Origin of the sequence: Sphingobacterium sp. T2, assembly GCF_000814685.1 — a bacterium.
In the GTDB taxonomy this organism is placed as follows: domain Bacteria; phylum Bacteroidota; class Bacteroidia; order Sphingobacteriales; family Sphingobacteriaceae; genus Sphingobacterium; species Sphingobacterium thermophilum.
The window spans coordinates 1-3485 of record NZ_JXAC01000211.1 but is presented as its reverse complement, the minus strand read 5'-3'; the positions used below and the strand labels follow the sequence as shown (position 1 = coordinate 3485).

Sequence of the window (3485 nt, the reverse complement as noted above, 5' to 3'; positions counted from 1 at the left end):
TTGATATAGTTTAATTTATAACAAAAAACCTGCATAATTTGAGATTATGCAGGTTTTTGWAAAACTTTTATAAAAAGGGCGTTTAGTCTAAGGAAGCTGTGATAAGACGTAAAAATTCGGAGCGCGTCACGTCGTTTTGGAATGCTCCCGTGAATGCCGACGTGGTGGTCACTGAATTCTGCTTTTGCACGCCGCGCATAGCCATACACATATGTTTACACTCTATTACCACGGCCACACCGACAGGATTCAACGTCTCCTGAATGCAGTCTCTGATCTCGTTTGTTAGTCTTTCCTGCACTTGCAGCCTTCTTGCAAAAGCGTCTACCACGCGAGGAATCTTGCTCAGCCCTACAATACGTCCGTTAGGGATGTAGGCGATATGCGCCTTACCGAAGAAGGGAAGCATATGGTGTTCGCACATCGAATACACCTCAATATCTTTCACCACCACCATCTGGCTGTAGTCTTCTTCAAACATAGCACTACGCAACAGTTCTGCCGCGTCAATATCATAACCGTGTGTCAGGAACTGCAAAGCTTTGGCCACACGTTCCGGCGTCTTGATTAGGCCGTCACGCTTTGGGTCTTCTCCCAAGGCCTCTAAAATATCTAAGTAATGATTAGCAATACGTTCTACTTGTGCCGTATTATACTGGTCGATCTTCGTATAGCCGTCTAATTCCTCATGGAAATCTGTAGGATGACTCATTGTATTGTGATTTGTTTTATTACTTGTTTATTTATTCTCCGAAATACTCAACGGAATTGTTTTCTGTTTCCTGCAATCTTACGCAATGCAAAGTAACGTTATAACGTTCAAAATGGGGTTTCAACTGATGAAAAATTTCTTTTGCCATGACTTCCGTGGAAGCCATCTTCCCACGCATGAAGTCAACATCCAAGTTGACATTCTTATGATCCATCTTGGAGATCACATACGTGCGGATGATGTTTTTCATGACTTTGAGGTCTATCACAAATCCCGTTTCAGGATTAATTTGCCCCTTCACGGTCACGAATAGTTCATAGTTGTGTCCATGCCAGTTAGGATTCGAGCAGTAGCCAAAAACGGCCTCATTCTGCTCCTGTGACCAATCTTCCCTATACAGTTTGTGTGCGGCGCAAAATCGCTCTCGTCGAGTGATATAAATCATATTTTACAAAGATACCTACAAAAAAATTTAACATTAGCATCAAATAACTATAAAATGAAGCCTCTGATTGTCGCCGCCACAACCTTCGAAATTCAGGATAGTATTCCCCTGCTGGAAGAAAAGGGCATTCCTTATGTCGTTACAGGGGTCGGGATGACAGCTACAGCCCACCAGCTTACGAAGGCTTTGCTCTCCCAACGGGTAGATTTTGTGCTGAATGTAGGCATTGCTGGATCGGTGATAAGAGAACTGTCCATCGGCGAAGTAGTAGCTGTAGAAACCGACCACTTCTACGAGCTGGGCGCAGAAGACGGCGACCGCTTTCTAAGTATAGAAGAGATGGGGTTCGGCCAGGCCACCTATAGGAGCTGCATGCCCAAAGATATATCCCTGCCCCTTCCTGCTGTAGCTGCTATTACGGTCAACAAAGTACATGGTAATGAAAAGAGCATCCAAACCTTAAAAGAACATCTTCCACATATCGCTGTGGAAAGCATGGAAGGGGCTGCCGTGCTATATGTCTGTGAGAAAGAAGGGATTCCCTGCTGTCAAGTACGTGCCATCTCCAACTATGTGGAACGCCGCAATAAGGAGGCATGGAACATCCCTCTGGCCATAGCAAACCTCAACCGATGGCTACGCTCTTTTGTCGAAAACAATTATTAAGGATTAGCAAAAGCTTATTTAAAAATGACATTAATCCCAGCAAAAGCTAGCCTAACATTGCGAAAATATCGTCAGAAAATATTAGCTTTGCGTATTCTATAAAAATAAGATTATTTTAGAAACTAATGAGAGAAATACAATTCAGAGAAGCGCTTCGCGAAGCTATGAGCGAAGAGATGCGTAAAGATGAAAGAATATTTTTAATGGGTGAAGAAGTTGCTGAGTATAACGGTGCTTACAAAGTAAGCCAAGGTATGCTTGACGAATTTGGCCCTAAACGTGTTATTGACACACCTATTGCAGAGCTTGGCTTTGCTGGTATCGCCGTAGGTGCTGCGACTCACGGTCTTAAACCTATAGTCGAATTCATGACGTTCAACTTCTCATTAGTAGCGATAGATCAAGTAATCAACTCTGCTGCGAAAATCCGCCAAATGTCAGGAGGCCAGTTATCTTGTCCTATCGTATTCCGCGGACCTACAGGTAACGCAGGCCAGTTGGCAGCTCAACACTCTCAAAACTTCGAAAACTGGTATGCTAACACCCCAGGATTGAAAGTAGTAGTTCCTTCAAACCCATACGACGCAAAAGGACTGTTAAAATCAGCAATCCTTGATCCGGATCCAGTAATCTTCATGGAATCGGAGGTGATGTATGGTGACAAAGGTCATGTGCCAGAAGAAGAATATTACTTACCTATAGGTAAAGCTACTGTAGTACAACAAGGTACTGACGTAACTATCGTTTCTTTCGGTAAAATGATGCCTCGTGTAGTTTTGCCGGCAGTAGCAGAACTAGAAAAAGAAGGTGTCAGCGTAGAAGTTATTGACTTACGTTCAGTTCGTCCTATCGATTACGCTACCGTGGTAGAGTCCGTTAAGAAAACAAACCGCTTAGTAGTAGTAGAAGAAGCTTGGCCATTGGCTTCCATCTCATCGGAAATCTCTTTCCACGTTCAAAAAAATGCTTTCGACTACTTAGACGCACCTATCCTACGCGTAACATCTGCCGATGTGCCTTTAGCATATGCTCCTACCTTGGTAGAAGCGACATTACCTAGTGTAGAAAAAGTGGTAAAAGCGGTTAAAGAGGTTACTTACGCGAAAAAATAATTTGTTCGCTTAACATATTGAAATAAAAAGAGGCTTGTTTTACACTGCCCCCAAAAAGTTAGACACTATTTGGGGGCATTTTTATGGTTAAGTACAAAAAACACAAATCCGATTTTAAGCTTCGTCTGGTTAAAGATTACCAACGAGGGGCATCGATACACGGATTATCAAATCAATGGGGCGTATCATCGTCACAAATCAGAAAGTGGATTGATCAATATAATTCATTAGGTCCGCAAGGACTATCGCGAAAGCCTTATCGAAAATATACAAAGGAATTTAAGGTCACGGTTGTTCAAGCCTATCTAAAAAAAGAATTATCTTTGAGGGACTGCTGTTTACATTTCAGCATCCCCTCCAGTGGCATAGTCAGTTCTTGGGTAAGAATATATGAGCATTTGGGTGAGGATGGCTTAAATTCTCGGCAGAGAGGCCGTAAAACGATGAAAGGAAACAATCCAAAAAGACCCGCAAAACCGTTGACCAGGCTGGAAGAGCTTGAGAAGGAGAATTTATATCTAAGAGCGGAGAATGAGCTGCTAAAAAAGCT

General features: G+C 42.7%; 5 protein-coding genes. 3 read left to right on the top strand and 2 right to left on the bottom strand.

Annotated elements, in window-relative coordinates; all coding sequences use genetic code 11:
* Positions 1 to 82: 82 nt before the first annotated feature.
* Both folE and SD31_RS12255 read right to left on the bottom strand, forming a co-directional pair.
* On the bottom strand, positions 83 to 712 hold the full coding sequence (folE, locus tag SD31_RS12260) for a GTP cyclohydrolase I FolE (protein ID WP_039054352.1): 630 nt from the start codon (positions 710 to 712) through the stop codon (positions 83 to 85).
* Positions 713 to 743: 31 nt separating this feature from the next.
* On the bottom strand, positions 744 to 1157 hold the full coding sequence (locus SD31_RS12255; RefSeq protein ID WP_039054351.1) for a 6-pyruvoyl trahydropterin synthase family protein: 414 nt from the start codon (positions 1155 to 1157) through the stop codon (positions 744 to 746).
* Positions 1158 to 1211: 54 nt separating this feature from the next.
* Here SD31_RS12255 and mqnB point away from each other — a divergent pair, with 54 nt between their 5' ends.
* The 3 genes from mqnB to SD31_RS12240 all read left to right on the top strand — a co-directional run.
* Positions 1212 to 1823, top strand: a complete 612-nt coding sequence (gene mqnB, locus SD31_RS12250) for a futalosine hydrolase (protein WP_039054350.1) — start codon at positions 1212 to 1214, stop codon at positions 1821 to 1823.
* 125 nt (positions 1824 to 1948) lie between these two features.
* A complete protein-coding gene (locus SD31_RS12245; protein WP_039054349.1) occupies positions 1949 to 2935 on the top strand; it encodes a pyruvate dehydrogenase complex E1 component subunit beta in 987 nt (328 codons plus the stop codon).
* An 83-nt stretch (positions 2936 to 3018) separates the two neighbouring features.
* Positions 3019 to 3485: helix-turn-helix domain-containing protein (locus SD31_RS12240; protein WP_039054348.1), on the top strand; the 467-nt coding region annotated here is incomplete at its 3' end.